Annotated in this window: 15 protein-coding genes; 14 read left to right on the top strand and 1 reads right to left on the bottom strand. The window is 40.1% G+C overall.

Annotated elements, in window-relative coordinates:
- Positions 1–4 precede the first annotated feature (4 nt).
- Complete coding sequence (locus AC5JMF_RS02110) at positions 5–241, top strand: hypothetical protein (protein ID WP_495794071.1); 237 nt, start codon at positions 5–7, stop codon at positions 239–241.
- Between the two features lie 86 nt (positions 242–327).
- Here AC5JMF_RS02110 and AC5JMF_RS02105 read toward each other — a convergent pair whose 3' ends face one another.
- Positions 328–2,502: a GumC family protein gene (locus AC5JMF_RS02105; protein WP_495794070.1), complete on the bottom strand. Its 2,175-nt coding sequence runs from the start codon at positions 2,500–2,502 to the stop codon at positions 328–330.
- A gap of 1,227 nt (positions 2,503–3,729) precedes the next feature.
- Here AC5JMF_RS02105 and AC5JMF_RS02100 point away from each other — a divergent pair.
- The 13 genes from AC5JMF_RS02100 to AC5JMF_RS02040 all read left to right on the top strand — a co-directional run bounded on the left by AC5JMF_RS02100 (position 3,730) and on the right by AC5JMF_RS02040 (position 19,306).
- Positions 3,730–5,085 (top strand): glycosyltransferase family 4 protein, encoded by a 1,356-nt coding sequence (locus AC5JMF_RS02100; protein ID WP_495794069.1) that lies wholly within the window; start codon positions 3,730–3,732, stop codon positions 5,083–5,085.
- A 771-nt stretch (positions 5,086–5,856) separates the two neighbouring features.
- Positions 5,857–6,285, top strand: coding sequence for a hypothetical protein (locus AC5JMF_RS02095; protein ID WP_495794077.1), 429 nt, complete (start codon positions 5,857–5,859; stop codon positions 6,283–6,285).
- A 105-nt stretch (positions 6,286–6,390) separates the two neighbouring features.
- Complete coding sequence (locus AC5JMF_RS02090; RefSeq protein WP_495794068.1) at positions 6,391–7,233, top strand: ABC transporter permease; 843 nt, start codon at positions 6,391–6,393, stop codon at positions 7,231–7,233.
- Between the two features lie 171 nt (positions 7,234–7,404).
- A complete protein-coding gene (locus tag AC5JMF_RS02085; RefSeq protein ID WP_495794067.1) occupies positions 7,405–8,718 on the top strand; it encodes a nucleotide sugar dehydrogenase in 1,314 nt (437 codons plus the stop codon).
- Positions 8,719–8,858: 140 nt separating this feature from the next.
- Positions 8,859–9,860: a Gfo/Idh/MocA family protein gene (locus tag AC5JMF_RS02080; protein ID WP_495794066.1), complete on the top strand. Its 1,002-nt coding sequence runs from the start codon at positions 8,859–8,861 to the stop codon at positions 9,858–9,860.
- A complete protein-coding gene (locus AC5JMF_RS02075) occupies positions 9,847–10,461 on the top strand; it encodes an acyltransferase (RefSeq protein ID WP_495794065.1) in 615 nt (204 codons plus the stop codon). Before AC5JMF_RS02080 ends, AC5JMF_RS02075 begins: the two co-directional genes overlap by 14 nt.
- Positions 10,462–10,527: 66 nt before the next feature.
- Positions 10,528–11,646, top strand: coding sequence for a DegT/DnrJ/EryC1/StrS family aminotransferase (locus tag AC5JMF_RS02070; RefSeq protein ID WP_495794064.1), 1,119 nt, complete (start codon positions 10,528–10,530; stop codon positions 11,644–11,646).
- 14 nt (positions 11,647–11,660) lie between these two features.
- Positions 11,661–12,065, top strand: a complete 405-nt coding sequence (locus tag AC5JMF_RS02065) for an EamA family transporter (protein ID WP_495794063.1) — start codon at positions 11,661–11,663, stop codon at positions 12,063–12,065.
- 33 nt (positions 12,066–12,098) lie between these two features.
- Entirely contained in the window at positions 12,099–12,461 is a 363-nt protein-coding gene (locus AC5JMF_RS02060; RefSeq protein ID WP_495794062.1) for an EamA family transporter, read from the top strand.
- A 46-nt stretch (positions 12,462–12,507) separates the two neighbouring features.
- Complete coding sequence (locus AC5JMF_RS02055; protein ID WP_495794061.1) at positions 12,508–13,500, top strand: GDP-mannose 4,6-dehydratase; 993 nt, start codon at positions 12,508–12,510, stop codon at positions 13,498–13,500.
- Between the two features lie 100 nt (positions 13,501–13,600).
- Positions 13,601–14,893 (top strand): NAD(P)/FAD-dependent oxidoreductase, encoded by a 1,293-nt coding sequence (locus tag AC5JMF_RS02050; RefSeq protein ID WP_495794060.1) that lies wholly within the window; start codon positions 13,601–13,603, stop codon positions 14,891–14,893.
- A 252-nt stretch (positions 14,894–15,145) separates the two neighbouring features.
- Positions 15,146–18,160 carry a N,N-dimethylformamidase beta subunit family domain-containing protein gene (locus tag AC5JMF_RS02045; protein WP_495794059.1) on the top strand — a complete coding sequence of 1,005 codons (3,015 nt, stop codon included), beginning with the start codon at positions 15,146–15,148 and terminating at the stop codon, positions 18,158–18,160.
- A gap of 105 nt (positions 18,161–18,265) precedes the next feature.
- On the top strand, positions 18,266–19,306 hold the full coding sequence (locus AC5JMF_RS02040; protein WP_495794058.1) for a hypothetical protein: 1,041 nt from the start codon (positions 18,266–18,268) through the stop codon (positions 19,304–19,306).
- The last annotated feature ends 83 nt before the right edge of the window (positions 19,307–19,389 follow it).

Here is a 19,389-nt window from a genome sequence, read left to right as displayed (position 1 = left end):
GAAAATGGCTTTGTTTTTTTTGATCCCACTTTGTACTGGTTTAATAACTGGTTACTTTTTTAAAAAAAGCACTGATGAAATCGCCTATCTAGCTGGCGTATTTGCAGCTATTAGCCTGCTTTTAAGTTTGGTTTTAGCACCATGGCCAATCCAGCTTATGCTGTTATTTATTGTCCTCATCAGTACTAATAAACTCTTGCGAAAGCAAAACTACAAACCAACTCAAGAGTTAGAAAAATAACTCACACAATCCGAGTGATCTTGACGATCACCGCAATCTTAAATTGTGACGCCCAACCAGCTAGAAGCTTCTGGATTCTTTTAATCTTAATAAGGACGGATGTTATTTTTCTGACCGTTACTAACCATTCCTAAGATATTGATCCGGGACATTTTGAGGTTTTCTAAAGCTCTATCTAGGGCTGAAGAATCTGTCTGATCAAGCCTTACAGTCAGTAAAATGCCATCGGTATGGGGTGCTAATAAACTAGCATCTGCTAGTCCGATTAAGGGAGGAGCATCATAGATTACTAAATCAAAAGTGTTGTGAAAATCCTCCATCAGACGCTTCATTTTCTCAGACGAGAGTAACTTTGCTGGATCGGGTGGTATGGGCCCAGCAGTAACTACAGATAATTGACTCATAAAAGGTAATTGCCGGATGACTTCTCCGGTTGGCAAATTCGTCGAGATTAAATTACTTAATCCCCAAAGATTATTTAGATCTGACAGGTTGTGAATCATCGGTTGGCGAAGATCAGCATCAATAAGTAGTACTCTTTGCCCCATTGTTGTCGCTATTTGAGCCAGATGAAATGCCACGGTAGATTTACCATCTCCAGACATCGCTGAACTAATGACGATAGAATTAATCTGGCGATCGGAACTTAGTAGTTGGATATTTGTATAAAGTACCCGTAGAGCTTCTAAGAATCTTGTCGAGTAGTTGCTATAGTCTTGATCTGGTAAAACAGCCAACCCAGGAATTTCTTGCATAAGAAAATTTGGGACTCTAACTATTGGCATTTCTTGCGCGATCGCGTTGTTTTGATTACTACTTTGAATCTGTTTCTCAAAAGGGATATTTCCTAACAATGGCAGCTTTACCTTGTCTTTGAGAGCTTGAACACTGTGGTAAGTATTGTCTAGTTTTTCCATCAGAAAGGCAACGCCAAGTCCTAAGAAAATACTAGCGGTTAATCCTGGGAGCAAATTACGTGTCATATCCGAAGAATTTACCTGGGTCTCTGGCTTCTTTGGTGCTTGGAGTAATTGCCACCCAAGTTCTGTTTGCGAGATCTGAATTTGTAGGGTTTCACGAGTTGAGAGAAAACGATTGAGACTTTCAGTAGCAATCTGTAATTTTCGTTGTAATTCAGTATATTGTCGTGCCAAAATTGGCCACTGCTTACGTTTTTGTTCAAGTTCTTTTTCTACTTTGGCGAGTTCTTGACTTTGCACTTCTAAAGTCTGAAGTTGATTTTTTACCTCTGCAACTCTGAGTTCTAAAACGCGCTGTGCTTCTTGAGCGATTAAAGGTAATAAAGTTTGTCGTTTTTCTTTTAAGGTTTGCAGTGTTGGGTTATCTTCTTGCAGACGAGTAGACTCAGCAGCAATTTGAACATCCAATGCGCGCAACTGACCAACTAACTGCTGATATAAAGGAGCATCCTTTAATACCGCTAGCTTCCCATTTTGTTGCTGTAGGAGCGCAAAGTTGGAGCGAACTTGTGCTAGTTGCTGATTAACCGTTTGTCTTTGCCCAGATACAGAGGTAGCTTGAGTATCAACCTGTGCTACTTGGCTTTCCGGATCAGCAAAGTCGTTTTTCTGGCGAAAAGTTTGTAGTTCTTTCTGGAGCTGATCAACTCGATTTTGTAGAAATGGCAGTTGTTTTTCGACAAACTGAGTTCCTTGACGTAACTTGGTCTGCCGTTTTTCTCGGCTGTAGTATAAATAATCTTTAGAGATTTTGTTTAATACTGCTTTAACTTGATCTGGATTGTTATTTCGATAGCGAACTTCTATGATCTTAGTTTCTCCCAAGCGAGTGATGGTCAGAGAATTTAGTAGCGAATCATAGCTGAGACCTGGATAATCAGCTCGTAGTTGCTTGATAATTCCTTCTAACAGTTCAGGACTTTTAAGTACCTGAATTTGGCTTTCGTAGTCTAGACCTGACTGGGTTGATGAACTAGGTTCTTTAACGACATCTACTGCATTGCTGTCATCGTTCACAGGTTCGACTAACAGCTTAAAATTGCCTTCATATACTGGTAATTCCCGGTTGAGCATCAAGTTAGCTACTACAGTCGTCATCACAGCAATAGTTACCCCAGCAATGACTAGCGCTCGTCGCCGCACAATATTCAACAACTCTACAAAATTCCAGTCGCTTCGTTGTTGTGTTTCACTGAAAGCAAAAGGTTGAGTTTGGAGAAATGGCGTTACAGAGTTACCACTGCGATCAGAGCTTGATGATTGTGAAGAGTGATTCTCCATTATTATCGTTTTAAATTATACAATTGGTATTTTGATGTATATTCTAGCCGAGGTTAACCTTAATCTCTAGCTACGTTTATGTGCAGTTAGAGTTAGAAACCGATAAATCTATTACGTATATAAATTTTAGCCATAGCTACAGAAGATCATCACGTGTGTGTAAATAAATATCATTAACCAAGTAGATACGAATAAACATAACTATAACTCCACGGTTTTTTAGCCATAAATGCTGATGTTGTAGACCCAACTGATTAAAATTTATTGTAAAAAGAGTACCAGGTTCAGTTCATCTATACTTAACTATTGAACTATACGTTCTACATTTAATCTTTGATTAAGTGTCAAATTAGACTATTTAAAGCTTAAATTTCCCATTTTAGAAATTTCTGTGGTGTGAGTCTGTCAGATGCGATCGCAGTTTGAAATACCTAAATCTACTATTTTCAAAGTTTAAATAACTACTCAGAATAAGCTTTTGTAACTTAATTTACTTAAGACTTTAAAAGCTTACTAATTATATTTAGTAGAATTACAGTCAATACTACATAAAAATTCATACAAGATAAGTTGTATCTTTTGTAAAGATTCTGTTTAAGCAAATTTTTATAAAATAAATTTTTGGTAAAGTCTATTTGTATATTTAAAACATGCTATTCTCGTGGTATTCTAGTAGGAAATGACATGTAGATAAATTTTAAAATACAGTACTGTAGTTGAAAACTACATGTGATAAAAAAACGTTAAGTAATACTAATGTGATAGTAAAAATGCCAAACAAATCTGATTTGATCATCCAAAAATCCTAATTGATGCAGAATAAATAGTGGTTAATGCTGTAGCACCTTGTCACAGTGTTTTAAGTAAATATATCTGTAAGTTTGTAAACTAGTTTACCCTTGTGTGTTCGATCTCCCTAGCAAATGCCCGTGGCAGATTAGACCCTTTCTGTGTTTTTGTGTTCCCCTGGTCAAAAGAATCCCTTAATAATCGCTTATACAAACGAAGAAGCAGTGCAAGTTCTGAAAAACCAACTGTAATATTTTAGTAAAGCTTGCAGATAGTTCTGTGATTTTGCGTAAACCCTTGTGTAGTAGGTGATTAATAAAATAGGCCTAGAGCAAAATGAGACTACTTAATATCTCTAGGCCTGTTTTGATATGTAAATTAATGGCTTGAGCAGTTCAGTAGTGTCTTTAACAAGATTACTTAGGTAGGATACGGCTGATGAAACTTAATGAATGGATTAATCAAAAATTTTTACAATCCATTTCTCCTTCCGTTCGGTTAGATTTTAAGAACGAATATTCTTCAAAAACCCAGCAATCAATTAAATTGTCTGTAATTACTCAATTTTTTCCTCCAGACTTTGCCCCCACAGGACAATTGATTGAGGAACTAGTGAAACAGTTGGGGCAGCAAGGGGTAGATGTCGAGGTTTTTACGAGCCAACCAGGGTACGCGTTTCGCTCTGGGACAGCTCCAGCAATTGAACGTGCTGGTCGAATTAGAATTCAAAGATCGCGCACTGCTCAACTATGGCCAGGGCGGATTCGGGGCAAAGCCGTCAATGGAGTTTTGTACACCTTGCGTGCTGCCATCTATCTATTGAGAGCATGGCAACGTCGAAATTTGTTGTTGGTAACTTCAGCTCCGCCATTTTTGCCAATCGTGGCATATCTGGCTCATCTGTTGTTTAGACTTCCTTATGTCTGCATACTCTACGATCTTTATCCCGATATTGCGATCGCTTTAGGAGTAATCTCTAAAAATAGCCCTTTAGCGCGGCTGTGGCGTGCCATAAACAGACAGATTTGGCGAAGCGCTAAAGGAATTGTGGTGCTAAGCCCAGCAATGAAGCAGCGAGTCGTAGCAAGTTGCCCGCAGATAGCCGATAAAGTTTCTGTAATTCACAGTTGGGCCAACCCAGAGTTGATTGTCCCAATCGCCAAGCAAGAAAACTGGTTTGCTTGGAAGCACGACTTAGTGCAGAAATTTACCGTACTCTATTCTGGAAACTTGGGACGCTGCCACGATATGGCAACTATCCTAGAAGCTGCAAAAGAACTCCAAGATGAACCAATTCAGTTTGTGTTCATTGGTGGTGGAGCTAAGCGGGATGATTTGATCCAAGATGTAGAGCAATCAGGATTGAGAAACTTCACATTTCTGCCATATCAAGATAAGCAGATATTGCCATATTCCTTAACAGCTTGTGATTTGTCGCTAGTAACTGTAGATTCCACCACCGAGGGTTTAGTAGTTCCTAGCAAGCTTTACTCCGCTTTAGCTGCGGGACGGCCGATAGGAGTGATTTGTTCACAATATTCCTACCTCAGACAGATGATTACCGAAGCTGGGTGTGGTGCGACATTTGATAACGGAGACAGCCATGCTCTGGCACAATTCATTCGCTTATTGAGCCGCGATCAGCAATTAGGGGAACGGATGGGTAAATCGGGTCGTCAGTACTTGCGATCGCACTTCACACTGAAGATTATTTCTCAACAATACTTTGATATTTTCCAGCAGGTGATCGCGCCTGAAGGCGTAATCTCTTTATCTCAAAGCCATATAAAATAAGCTTTTAGAAAAAATTACGTTGACAGCATCACCATAGGTTGATGGTTGATTGCCACAGCAAAATTAGGTTTTTAACCTAATTTTTGTGGAAAACAGACTTAATTAGAGTCAGAATCACCATTAATTTTGTCATCTTCATTACTAATCCCCAAAAGATGAGGATGTCAAACAGCATCAGGGTTTAAAGCATCTCTAGGTAAATCGAATTACGAACTAATTAGTACTTTCTCAACATTGGCATAGTCAGACCAATAGCTAAAAGAGAAAATACTTCTCTATTGATTTGATGAATTTTGTGTTTTCCAACAAAACTGCCAAATTTATCTTGTCAAATTCCTTAACTTTGGGAGAGTTATATTTCATGGAAAATTGAAAGTAAAGGTAATGCTTTGGAGATAAAAATAGCAATAGGAATTAGTAGAACTGACGAAATTTAAAAGCATCGTAAAGTTCAGCACTTCTTTTGTTTAGCCTTAAAAATATCTCTAATTAAAGTTTTGTTTTTCTATAATGTTGATTTGAATTAATCAAATATAGTGATGGTAGAAGATGTTATAATTCCTCTAGATAGATTGACAAAAAAACAGTTTAGATATAGACAATAAATATATCTGTCATCTCGACAAAAAAGCTGTTAATCAGCTAGTTCCAAATTACATAACATTGAGTCGTTAATTTGAGGAGGTGGGCTTTGATGGTCTTTTTGATCTCAGTCCCTTCCAACGTAACCTTCCTTATTTTTTACCTATTTTATCGATGTGGGAGGTCGAATTGCAGAGAAGGTGTGACCGAAATCGGAAACGTTCAAAAAGAAGATCTATTTACTGCCCAATTCATAATTGCTATCTCGAAAGCAGAAGCCAGAAATATCAGCTATTTGCTGATCAAGCGGGTCAATTGCAGCAACGGGGTATGAGTAGGCGCAGAGCATTGATGGTAGTGGCAACCCAAACAGCAGTTTCTATAGAAGGAGAATGGTTAGAGGCTTTCTGGTGTGACTACTGCCAGCAAACAAAGTGGTATCACGTCCGCAAGTCAGGCGATCGCACACATGAAGTTTGTCTAGCACCACAAGACCTCTGGCAGCAAGTAGCAGGAGTAGTTGATCCCCAGGGAAACCCCTCCGTAGGCGAATTCACTCGCCGACAAGCAAGTCTAGTGGGTTATCACAGCATGAATGACTTCCAATTTGTCACTTAAAAATTCAAAATTCAAGTTGCGCTTCTAGCGTAACCTTTGGTGCAACTCAAAATTTAAAAATATCTCTTTCCCCACTCCAAGCTCCCCATTCCCTAACTTTTATGTATGAGTAATCAAGGAACCACCCCAAAGCCAGAATTAGTGATTGAAGCTGGACGCACCGAGCAGCAGTATTGGAGAGATTTATGGCGTTATCGAGAGCTATTCTACTTTCTGGCCTGGCGTGACATTTTAGTACGATACAAGCAAACAGCAATTGGAATGCTTTGGGCACTACTGAGACCGTTTTTAACCATGGTCGTGTTTAGCGTAGTCTTTGGCAAAATAGCGAAATTACCTTCAGGGGGAGCGCCATATCCGATCTTAGTATTTGCTGCCATGTTACCTTGGCAGTTTTTTGCTAACTCTTTGGCTGAATGTAGCATGAGTTTAATTACCAATGCAAACTTGGTTTCTAAAGTCTACTTTCCGCGTTTGATTGTACCTGTCAGTGCAGTAATTGTCAGCTTTGTAGACTTTATGATTTCGGGGATCATCCTCTTAGGATTGATGGCTTGGTATGACTATGTTCCTAGTTGGCGGATAGTCACACTGCCTTTATTTACTGCGATCGCCTTTGCGGCTTCGATGGGAGTAGGGTTGTGGTTAGCAGCTTTAAATGTGGAATATCGGGACTTTCGCTATATTGTGCCGTTCATTGTACAGTTTGGTCTGTATATATCGCCTGTTGGTTTTAGTAGTAACGTTGTGCCAGAGCAGTGGCGGCTAATATATAGCCTCAATCCAATGGTAGGAGTCATTGACGGTTTTCGCTGGGCAATTCTCGGTGGAGACGCAGAACTTTACTGGCCAGGATTTGCACTTTCTATGGGATTAATCATCTTTTTACTAATCAGTGGCATCTGGTACTTCCGAAAAATGGAACGAACCTTTGCTGATGTAATTTAGGTAGACGGTTGAAATCGTTTAACAAAAAAATTTTGAACCCTTTTTTAAATATAGAAAGCGGCAATAACCGAGATTAAAAATCTTGTCTCAACTGCCAAAAACTCCATCCACAAGAGGGTGGAGTTTTTGATTAATTACACACTTGATAAACACGTTTTTGGAGGTACTTCAATGATGTTACTAAAAAATCTTAAAGAGAAAATTGAAAATAAAGCAGCCCGAATTGGAATTATTGGTCTAGGATATGTAGGCTTACCAATTCTGGTATCTTTTGCTAAAAAAGGTTTTTCTGTATTAGGTTTTGATATTGACCAATACAAAATTGATCAAATTAGAGCAGGTAACTCATATATTAAGCATATTCCTTCAGAGAACTTAAAGCACGAATTGATCGAGGTCACTAGCGATTTGTCCCGGTTGTCTGAGGTAGATGCAATCATTATTTGTGTGCCCACGCCTCTGAATACGCACAGAGAACCTGATTTAAATTATGTAATTGAAACAACCTATGCGATCGCTCGTTGTTTAAAAATCGGGCAGCTGATAGTTTTAGAAAGCACAACTTACCCAGGCACTACAGAAGAGGTCATGCTACCGATTCTAACTAGAACTGGTTTGGCAGTTGGTGAGGAATTTGCTTTAGCCTACTCTCCAGAACGCGAAGACCCTGCCAACGAAAAATTTTCTTTAGTGAATGTACCAAAGGTAGTTGGGGGAACAACACCTCTATGTTTAGAGCTTGCTCAAACCCTCTACGATCAGATCATCGTCAAAACTGTTCCGGTTTCTTCGACAAAAACCGCTGAGGCATCGAAAATTTTAGAAAACATTTACCGTGCTGTAAATATTGCCTTAGTCAATGAATTAAAGATTTTATTCCACAAAATGGATATAGATATCTGGGAAGTCATTGAAGCAGCGAAAACCAAACCATTTGGTTTTCATGCCTTCTATCCAGGCCCCGGTTGGGGTGGGCATTGCATTCCTATCGACCCATTTTATTTAAGCTGGAAAGCCAGAGAGTATGACCTTTCTTTGCAGTTTATCGAGTTAGCAGGTGAAGTTAATACTCTTATGCCTAACTATGTAGTTAACAGGTTAGCATCTGCTCTCAATAATCAATGCAAACCAATCAAAAACTCTCGAATTCTCCTTTTAGGAGTTGCTTATAAGAGAAATGTTGACGACCAAAGAGAAAGTCCTTCTCTGAAAATTATTCAACTCCTACAGCAGCAAGGCGCACTCGTAGAATATCACGATCCCTACGCTCCAACCTGTAACAATCATCGTCATTATCCAGAAATCGACCTGCAATCTTTACCTTTAACCAAAGAAAACTTGCAGAAGTTTGATGCTGTGATCATTGCTACTGATCATGATCATGTAGACTACCAATTAGTGGCAGATAACTCATCATTAATCATTGATACACGCAATGTTTTGGCATCTCAAGGCTTAAAAGGCGAAAGCATTGTCTGTGCTTAAGCAATAAATTCTGACAAATTTCTGCGTGAGCTTTTGTTTCATTCGAGGATTGAGGTCTCGAATGAAACTGCTTTGAATTTTGCGGCAAATCTACAGACTTTATCAAGACAAGTTTTGAATTTTTTTTGAAGATGCCTCACATGGATAAATATGTAGCCGTAATTGGCTGTGGTTACTGGGGGAAGAATTTAGTTCGCAATTTTGCTCAATTGGGTGTTTTGCGGGTAATTTGTGATGCTAGCCAACAAGCATTAGCACAATTTCAACAAGAATATGGTGTTGAAGGAGTTACTGATTTTGCCAAAGTCTTGGCAATACCCGATGTTAAGGCTGTAGTGATTGCAACTCCAGCACCAACTCATGGTGGCTTAGTTATGCAAGCATTAGCTGCTGGTAAAGATGTGTTTGTTGAGAAGCCATTAGCTTTAACCTTAGAAGATGCTTTAGTAATTCAGGCTACTGCTGATCAAAGCAGTAACATCCTCATGGTTGGACACTTACTAGAGTATCATCCCGCTTTAGTCAAACTTCGTAGTTTAGTAAAGAACGGCAAAATTGGTCAGTTGCGATATCTTTATTCTAATCGCTTGAGTTTTGGTAAAGTTCGCACCGAAGAAAACGTACTTTGGAGTTTTGCTCCCCATGATATTTGTAATATTCTAGGGTTTGTTGGTAAATTGCCAATCACTGTACAAGCTGTTGGTAGTGCTTGCTTGGGTGAAGTTGCAGACTTTTGTCTGGTCAATCTTGAGTTTGAGCAAAATCTCAAGGCACACATTTTTACCAGTTGGCTACATCCTTTTAAAGAGCATCGGCTGGTCGTGGTTGGAGAATCTGGGACTTTAGTTTTTGATGATGTTTCTATTGATGAGAAATTAGTATTATACGACCAACAAGCAGAATTAAAAAACAATATTCCAGTCCTGAAAAAGCATTCCCAAACTGTCATCCCCATCGATACAGGCGAACCTTTAAAGTTGGAATGCCAACACTTTCTTAGTTGTGTTGAAAATAGACAAACACCATTAACCGACATCCAAAATGGGATTAATGTTTTAACTGTTTTGCAGTCGGCTCAGGCATCTTTAGCATCTCAAGGTCAGGCAATTTATTTAAAGGAGACTCAAGTTGTCAACAGTTGATGCAAATTCTGCAACCAAAACTTCAGAATATTTTGTCCACGAATCTGCTTATGTTGATTTGCCAACTACGATTGGTAAAGGAACTCAAGTCTGGCATTTTAGCCACGTCATGCGAGATGTAGTGATTGGTGAAAGTTGCAAGATTGGACAAAATGTATTTGTTGCCAGTGGTGTACAAATCGGGCGGAATGTCAAAATTCAAAATAACGTCTCTGTTTATGCTGGTGTTGTTTTAGAAGATGACGTTTTTTGTGGCCCCAGTTGTGTATTCACCAATATTAAAACGCCTCGCTCAGCTTTTCCGCGCAATACACAAGATGATTATTTTGTCACTTTGATTAAGCAGGGGGCAACGATTGGGGCGAATGCCACAATTGTTTGTGGGCATACAATTGGGCGTTATGCATTTATTGGTGCTGGTGCAACTGTTACCAAAGATATTCCAGATTATGCTTTGGTCTATGGTAATCCAGCAAAACGGGTTGGTTGGATGTGTGAGTGTGGCGCTAAGTTAGAAGATTTTACCACAACCACTGTATGTCAAGCCTGCGATCGCCACTACGAATATTGTGGCGAAAATCAAATTCGGAAGATTGTTTGACTTTAAAAGTTGGCTATCTTTAATCTCAATTATTGTGGTGAAACTGAAAAGGATTGGATAACGACTGTGAATATTCCTCCATTTGATGCAACTACTCAGTATCAAAGCATTGCGGCTGAGGTAGAAAAAAATATCTGTGCGGTCATGGCTGCTGGACGCTATATTATGGGGCCTCAAGTCAAAGAATTTGAAACCCAATTTGCCCAGTACTTAGATGTAGAAAACGTCATCTCTTGTAACTCAGGAACAGATGCGCTACACCTAGCCTTAAGAGCTTTAAAAATCGGCCCTGGAGATGAGGTAATTACCACACCTTTTACATTTATTGCCACAACAGAAGCCATTGGCATAGTCGGAGCCACACCTGTTTTTGTCGATGTCGACTTAACTACTTATAATATCGACCCTGAGTTAATTGAAGCCAAAATCACAGAGCGGACAAAAGCCATTTTGCCAGTGCATTTATATGGGCGTCCTTGCAATATGACGGCAATTATGGAAATTGCTCACAAGCATAACCTGAAAGTCATTGAAGATTGCGCTCAAGCCACCGGAGCAACTTGGGAAGGTATAAAAGTCGGCACAATTGGGGACGTTGGTTGTTTTAGCTTCTTTCCCACCAAGAATTTGGGTTGCTTTGGCGATGGTGGGGCGATAGCTACCGCCGACTCAGAAATTGCAGAGCGAGTTGAATATTTACGTCGGCATGGTGGCAAAGTTAAGTACCATCATGAAGAATTGGGACTAAATAGTCGCTTAGATACTTTACAAGCAGCTGTTCTATTAGTCAAGCTACCATATTTAGACCAGTGGAATGCTGCTAGAGGTGCGATCGCAGATTACTACATTAGCCAACTCAGCCAAATCAAAGACATCGTTTTACCGACAGTCGCCCAAGAGGGTAAGTCAGCTTGGAATCAGTTTACCATCAGAGTTGTGAATGGACAACGCGATCGAGTCCAGAAAACTCTCAAAGAGCAAGGTGTAGGCACAATGGTGTACTATCCCATCCCATTACACTTGCAACGAGTACACGCTAATTTAGGTTATTTTCTTGGCTCCTTACCAATTAGTGAACAATTGAGCCACGAAGTTTTATCATTACCGATGTTCCCAGAACTCTCCACATCAGCACAAAAAATAGTTACTGAATCTGTGAGTCAAGCATTCTTTGCACTAATATAATATCGGAATTTTTCATGAACTCTGAATCATCTCCTTCCCGGATACAATTAATATCCTACCTAGCTTTGTTTGCCAGTGTTGGCTTTGGCATCGTCGGACAATTGCTGATGAAACATACTATGAGTAATAAAGCCGAGGCATTCTTTACCTGGTCTTTTATTCAGCAATTAGTCATAGCTTTAACTATTTATAGTTTAGGAATAGTTAATTGGATATTCGCGCTCAAAACAGTCAAATTAAGTATCGCTTATCCATTGACTAGCCTAAATTATGTTGGCATTCTTTTCGGCTCTTATTACTTTTTTGACGAAAAAATCACTCTAGCTCGTGTATCTGGAGTAGTTCTCATTTTCATTGGAGTACTACTAGTAGCTGTCCCCCTAAGAGAGCGCAGAAAGATTCCAGAAAGAGCAAACTAAAACTATCGTCATTGGCAGTTCAGGTATTTACAAATGAATATAACTCCTTGGTTAATTTTAATGGTGGTAGTTGTACTCGGCACAGCCGGGCAACTATCACTAAAATATGCCTTTCAAGGCTCTAATTCTGCTGGCTTAGCAAGCAATTCGCTAAGTAGTTTGTTATTCTCTATTTACTTTTGGATTTGGTTTATCTCTTACGTAGTTGTCACTATCTTGTGGCTGATAGTCTTGCGGACAATTCCTTTGAGTCAAGCATTTCCTGCACTGGGTTTAAATTTTGTACTCGTACCCTTAGCATCTTTTTATTTTCTCAAAGAGAAAGTTGCATTGAGCCAGTGGTTAGGCATTGCAATTATCGTCACTGGCGTAATTTTGGTCGTCCAAAATAACTGAATGTGTAAACAATTTAACTCAATTTTTAATAAGAGAGCGTCAGAAAATGAATCTACCTCGCAAAATTTTAGTTACCGGAGTTGCCGGCTTCCTGGGTTCGCATCTTTTAGATAAACTCCTAGCATCTGGCCACGAAGTCATAGGTATTGATAACCTCTCAATGGGGAAGCTAGAAAATATTTCTCATAACTTTAGCCACAAAGCATTTCAATTTTTACAAAAAGATATTACTGAAAAAAGTACCTTTGAAAATTTAGCAACTGATATTGATTGCATTGTTCACCTTGCTGCTTTCAAAATTCCACGTTATGGCAAAGCAATTGATACTCTCAAAATTAATTATCAAGGTACAGAAAATGTTTTAGAATTAGCGCGCCAATTAAATTGTAAATGCGTACTTGCCTCTACTTCCGATGTCTACGGCCGCAATCCCAAAATCCCTTTCAACGAAGACGATGATTCAGTTATTGGCTCATCAAAAGTAGCTCGGTGGAGCTATGCTGTATCTAAATTATTTGACGAGCATTTAGCTTTTGCCTACCAAGATAGTTATGGCATCCCAGTAGTACTGCTGCGGTTTTTTGGTTCCTATGGGCCAAGACATCATTTATCTTGGTGGGGTGGGCCGCAATCTGTATTTATCGAGCAAGTGTTGAATGATGGCGAAATCACTATTCATGGTGATGGAATGCAAACCCGGAGTTTTACATTTGTCAGCGATACAGTTGCAGGTATTTACGCCGCAACAATCAAGCCTGAAGCTAACGGGGAAATTTTCAATATTGGTAGCAACCACGAAATTACCATCCTCGATCTCGCGAAAACGATCAAGAAATTGAGTAATACACCCGGAGAACTTCAACTGAAGTTTATTCCCTACGAATCATTCACAGGTCGTAAATACGAAGACGTGAGACGACGTGTTCCTGATAGCACCCGTTGCGAACAAATTCTTGGCGTTAAAGCTGAGGTGGGATTAGAAGAAGGTTTATCTCGTACTATTGCTTGGCAACGTAGTCTTGGTCTCTATAAATATTAAAAATTGTTTGAAAGCATCACCAGACAAAACAGGATATGCTAGCTTAATTCTTAGCATATCCTAATTAATAAACTACTTTTTTCAATCAATTTTAAGATATATGAATATTGGTGTCATCGGTGGTGGGATGATGGGCTTAGCATTAGCTTATCGTCTTTCTCAGCAAGGTCATAAAATAACCGTTTTTGAAAGTAATAAGCAACTGGGTGGACTCACCACTCATCATGATTACGGCCCCTTTGTTTGGGATCGTTTTTATCACGTCATTCTCCCTTCCGATACTTACCTAATTAACTTTATCAAGGAGATTGGATTAGGCGAGCAATTACGTTGGCGTTCAACGCTGACAGGATGCTACATCGATGAAAAATTATATTCTATTAGCAATAGTGTAGAATTTCTGCGCTTTCCACCCCTAACTTTCATTGGCAAGCTGAGGTTAGCCATTACTCTTTTGTATGGTTCCAAGATCAAAAACTGGCGCAGACTAGAGACAATTCCTGTTGAAGATTGGCTTTTAAAACTTTCAGGGAAGAATACATATGAAAAACTTTGGAAACCTTTATTGTTAGCCAAGGTGGGGGAAAATTATAAGCGCGTCTCTGCTGTTTTTATTTGGTCATATATTAAACGTCTCTTTTCCGCTCGTGATTCCTCTTTGCATAAAGAACAACTTGGTTATGTCGCAGGCGGGTACAAAAGTGTTTTTGATCAATTAGATAAATTAATTAGCGCTAGTGGCAGTCAGATTCGCACTGGAGCAAAAGTTGAATATATTGCGCCTTGTTTGCAAGGTGGGGTATGGGTTGAACACAATGGCGAAAAAGAGCATTTTGACAAAGTAATTTTTACTGGCCCGGTTAACATTCTGCAACAAGTTGCTGCTCCTGAATTAGTGAACATTTCTGCCACAGATGGAGTAGAGTATTTGGGTGTTATTTGTATGGCACTAATTACTCGCAAAGCATTAGTTCCCTATTACATAGTAAATCTTGCTGATCAACGTATTCCCTTTACGGGAGTACTGGGTATGAGTAACTTAGTTTCCTTGCAAGAGACAGCAGGATTACATATCACCTACTTCCCTAAATATGTATCGGCCGATGATCCGCTTTTGCAACAATCAGATGATGAAGTGCGAAAGTTATTTTTTAGAGGATTACGTTTAATATTTCCAGAAATCACAACAGATGACATTGTAGCAGTACACATTAATCGTGCTGCCAAAATGCAACCACTACAAGTCTTAAACTACTCAAGCCTAGTTCCCAAAGTTGTTACAGAACACAATGACTTTTTTGTGTTGAACAACTCGCAGTTTGTGAATGACACACTGAATAATAATACAGTTGTCAAACATGTAGATAATTTTATTAATAAAAATTTGTTTTAAATTAACTAGATTTGAGAGTGAAAATCACTGTTAAGTAGGCAGGCACAATTTTTATATCAAAATAATTAACTCCACAAGTAGTTAAATTATATTTTTCACTTCATATCTGGAATCAGTATTATCCCACAAGTAGGTTTATAGAAATATAAACCGTTTATTGACCATTAGATCATCCATATAAAGGGATGAGTTTGATATTTGTACCACACTCACAACCGAATGAGTGTCATCCAATTAGTACAGGTTATACATATGCCATCTATATTTACAACTCAAACACCCAGTAATCCAAACGCTACCGATGGGGGCACTTCTTACGAACTAGGTTTGAAGTTTCGCACCAGCCAAGCCGGGCAAATCACAGCCATTCGTTATTGGAAAGCCAATAGTGAAACTGGCACTCACGTTGGTAAGATTTGGGCTGCTACAGGTGGCAGCCCTTTAGCAACTGTGACATTTACAGGTGAGACAGCTTCTGGTTGGCAACAGCAAGCTCTCAGTACTCCACTCAACATTCAAGCCAACACAACCTATATTGTTAGCGTTAACTGCAATAGTCATTTTGCTATTACTTACGATCAATTAGCGACCTCGATGGTTAACGGCACCCTCAGCACTGTCGTTGGCAACAATGGAGTGTTTGGTAGTGCTGGTAATTTCCCGACAAATTCCTACCGGGATAGCAACTATTTCCGTGACATAGCCTTCAGCGTCACCGCCACACCGACAATTACCAAATTCAGTGGCGATAATCAATCGGGTACGGTTGGAACTGCTTTAGCTAATCCGTTGGTTGTGCAAGTGAAAAACTCTGCTGGAAATCCCCAATCGGGAGTTACAGTTAACTTTGCTGTTACTGGCGGCGGTGGTTCAGTTTCACCTACCAGTGCAGTCACCAATGCTAGTGGTCAAGCAAGTACTACACTAACTTTAGGAGCTGCGCCTGGTGCCACGAGTCCGGTGACAAATACTGTGAGTGCATCAGCATCTGGATATGGCAGTGTGACCTTCACTGCAACTGCTAATCCTCCAGCAGGGGTTACTACCCAGACAGTATTCACAACTCAAACACCGAGTAATCAAAACGCTACCGATGGTAGTACCTATGAATTAGGCATGAAGTTCCGTAGTGCCAGTGCTGGTCAACTTGTCGGTATCCGTTACTGGAAAGCGGCGAGTGAAGGTGGTACTCATGTTGGTAATATCTGGGCAGCTACAGGTGGAACTCCTTTAACAACCGTGACGTTCACAAATGAAACAGCTTCTGGTTGGCAGCAGGCGACTCTTAGTAGCCCACTCAACATTCAAGCCAACACAACTTACGTTGTGAGCGTCAACTGCAATAGCCATTTTGCCATGACTGCCGGTGGACTATCTAGTTCTACGGTAAATGAAGATCTCAGCACAGTAGCTGATGGTAGTAATTGTTTATACGGTGGTATCCATGATTTCCCTACCAGTTCTTACCAAAATAGCAACTATTTCCGCGATGTTTTATTTGTGGTTGGTAGTGGCATTACCAAAGTGAGTGGTGATAATCAAACGGGTACGTCGGGGACTACTTTATCTAATCCATTGGTTGTGAGAGTCAGAGGTTCTGGTGGCAGTCCCCAGTCGGGAGTCACGGTCAACTTTGCTGTCACTAATGGCAGTGGTACAGTTTCACCTACTAGTGCTGTGACAAATGCTAGTGGTCAAGCAAGTACTACGCTGACTATCGGCTCTATACCTGCTGGGCCAAGTAGTACTATAGTTGTGACTGCAACTGCTCCTGGTATAGGTAACACGAGTTTCTCAATTACCGCATTACCGCCAGCGGGAAGTGAAAATCCAATTGTTTTAGAAAATAGCAAAACTGGTAGTTCCAACTGGAGAATTGACTACTTTAATCAAGCTGGAACTGAGATTGCTGGCTACGCTACAGCTACTAGTGTCAACAAGGGTAGTACTTTGGGTTTGAAAGTGTCCCTTGCTCAACCAGGGCCCTACAAAATTGATGTTTACCGTTTAGGTTATTACGGCGGTGCTGGCGGACGGTTGATGGTGAGCAGTGGCACATTGAATGGAATTACGCAACCGGCTTTGATACTCACACAAGGTGGTAATATACAACTCTACGAGGGCTATAACTGGTCTGTTTCTTACAATCTAGCGGTGGGTAACGACTGGACTAGTGGATTATATATTGCCAAATTGACAGATCAAACAAGTGGCAAAGAGTCGCAAATATGGTTTGTGGTACGTAATGACAGTAGCACTGCGGATATCTTATTTCAAAGCAGCTTTAATACTTTCCTTGCTTACAATAACGGTGGGATGGCTGTTTTGGGTAGCAGCTTGTATGGATACAACAGTGTCGGTGGTCAAAAAGCTCTCAAGGTTTCCTATGACCGGCCCTTTTCACAAACCACTGTTAGATCTAGCGATTTTGATCGGATGCTGCGTTGGGAATACAACATGGCCCGTTGGCTAGAATCTCAAGGCTATGATGTCACCTACGTGACAAATGTAGATGTCCACTCTAATTCAGGACTGCTTGGTCAGCACGAAGTCTTTCTATCAGTTGGGCATGATGAGTACTGGTCAATGGAAGAGCGCAATCATGTTGAGCAAGCCCGCGATGCTGGCTCACCAACAAATTTAGGATTCTTCTGTGCCAATTCAGCCTACTGGCGAGTGCGGTTCGAGAACTCAGGTGCTGGTCAAGCGAATCGAGTCATGGCGTGTTACAAGGGTGAATGGGCGCAAGATCCTGTAGCCCCAACTAATAAATTCCGCAGCCCAGAGAATAATAAGCCAGAAAATGCGCTGTTGGGAATTATGTACACAGGCGATCGCACTGTGGTATACGGTGGGTATGACTTTGTTGTCAGCAATAGCAGTGATCCTTACTATGCCAACACTGGTCTAAATAACGGTGACAAACTAACTCTCTTAGTAGGGTTTGAATGGGATGGAATTGTGAATAATGGTTTTACTCCGCCTGGGTTAGTTACACTTGGGGCATCAACAGTTAACCCGGAAACTACTGATGGAGATGTGGCTGGGCAAACTAATTACCAAATATCAAATGCAGTTAAATATACTGCTCCTAGTGGCGCAAAGGTCTTTTCCACAGGCTCAATTCAATGGGTTTGGGGACTGGATAGTGACGGTGTACAAACTCCCCGCGAAGATCTTCGCGCCAAGCAAATCGCCGTCAACGTTCTAGCAGATATGGGTGCTAAACCGCAAACTCCAGGTGCCGGGATCATTGTGCCTACGTAAAAGGGATGGGGAATGGGGAATAAAAGAATTTTTACTAATACCCAGTCCCCGATATCAAGTAATTTTTGTACTCAGTAGCTAACTCATCAGGTGGAAGTAGAAGTTATGAATTTACGAATTAGACGCCGAAGGTTTGGTCAAATAGTGCTTGCCAGCGCGGCAACAACAGCACTAAGCAACTTTGCGGGTAAAGCGATCGCTCAAAATCCATCATCGGTTATTTATGGATTTAGTGTAGCCAATGCTGCTGACAACCTAGTAACTAGCACTGTTAATAGTCTTGTGAGAATTAACACTGTTGATAGTCTGGTCAAAAATGTAGACGTTCTTAACTTAGCTAAGTCTACGCCAGAAATAACGGTTACGGCTTTAGATACCTTGAGTGGAAAAGTAGTTTCAACTGTAAAATTACTTTCTACAGTTGTAGAAAATGTACGTTTAAATTTAACTAAAGAAACTGCTACTAAAGCAGTTTATACTAATCCTGTTGAGCGCTTGACAGGTGTAACTACTTTATCAAATGGTAGTTTTGTTGCTGCTTCTGTATTAAGTTCCAGCAGTGGTGATTTCACTCGCTTGAGTGTCATTGATCCTAAATCTTCGCGCCTCCAAAAAGGTCTACGAGTATCGGGATTTGAGTCGGTAAATAGTACAATTGAAAGTCTGCTAGCTATCAAAGGCGATAACTTGATCAGTATAGTTAGTTTGAATGCAGGCACACCACCTTTTGTTACAGCTGGGATTGATATTCAAACAGGCAGAATAGTTAATGGGGCTAAATTCGCTCTGCCGGAACTTTCAGACACTAAACGTTATAGCAACCTAACTCAAACACCAGACGGTAAAATTTACGCGACTAGTCTTGATCATGAAGGTGTGACAACTTTGGTTGAGTTTGACTTAGATGATTTAGCACTAGTTACTGGTAGAGGTAAAATTAAACAGGTGGCACAATTGAATTTTCAAAAAGCTACTTTAGGAAATGACTTGTTGAGTTTAGCATGTTCTCCCTCTGGTCAAGTATTTGCGATCGCTAATATTCAAAGCCAAAAACTTGGTAATTCTTTATACAACATAGATCTCAAATCTGGGGAATTGCAACTAGTTAGACAAGTGCCGTTTGCTAAGATTGCTTTTGGACGTTAGTTGGTTGTTTTGATAAAAATCAGAAAACTCAGATTCCCGACTTGTAGAGAAGTTGGGAATCTTATTTATTTAAGATTTCAAGT

It is taken from the genome of Desmonostoc vinosum, from assembly GCF_059505385.1.
The sequence above is the reverse complement of the archived record's forward strand: the minus strand, read 5'-3'. Positions and strand labels throughout refer to the sequence as shown.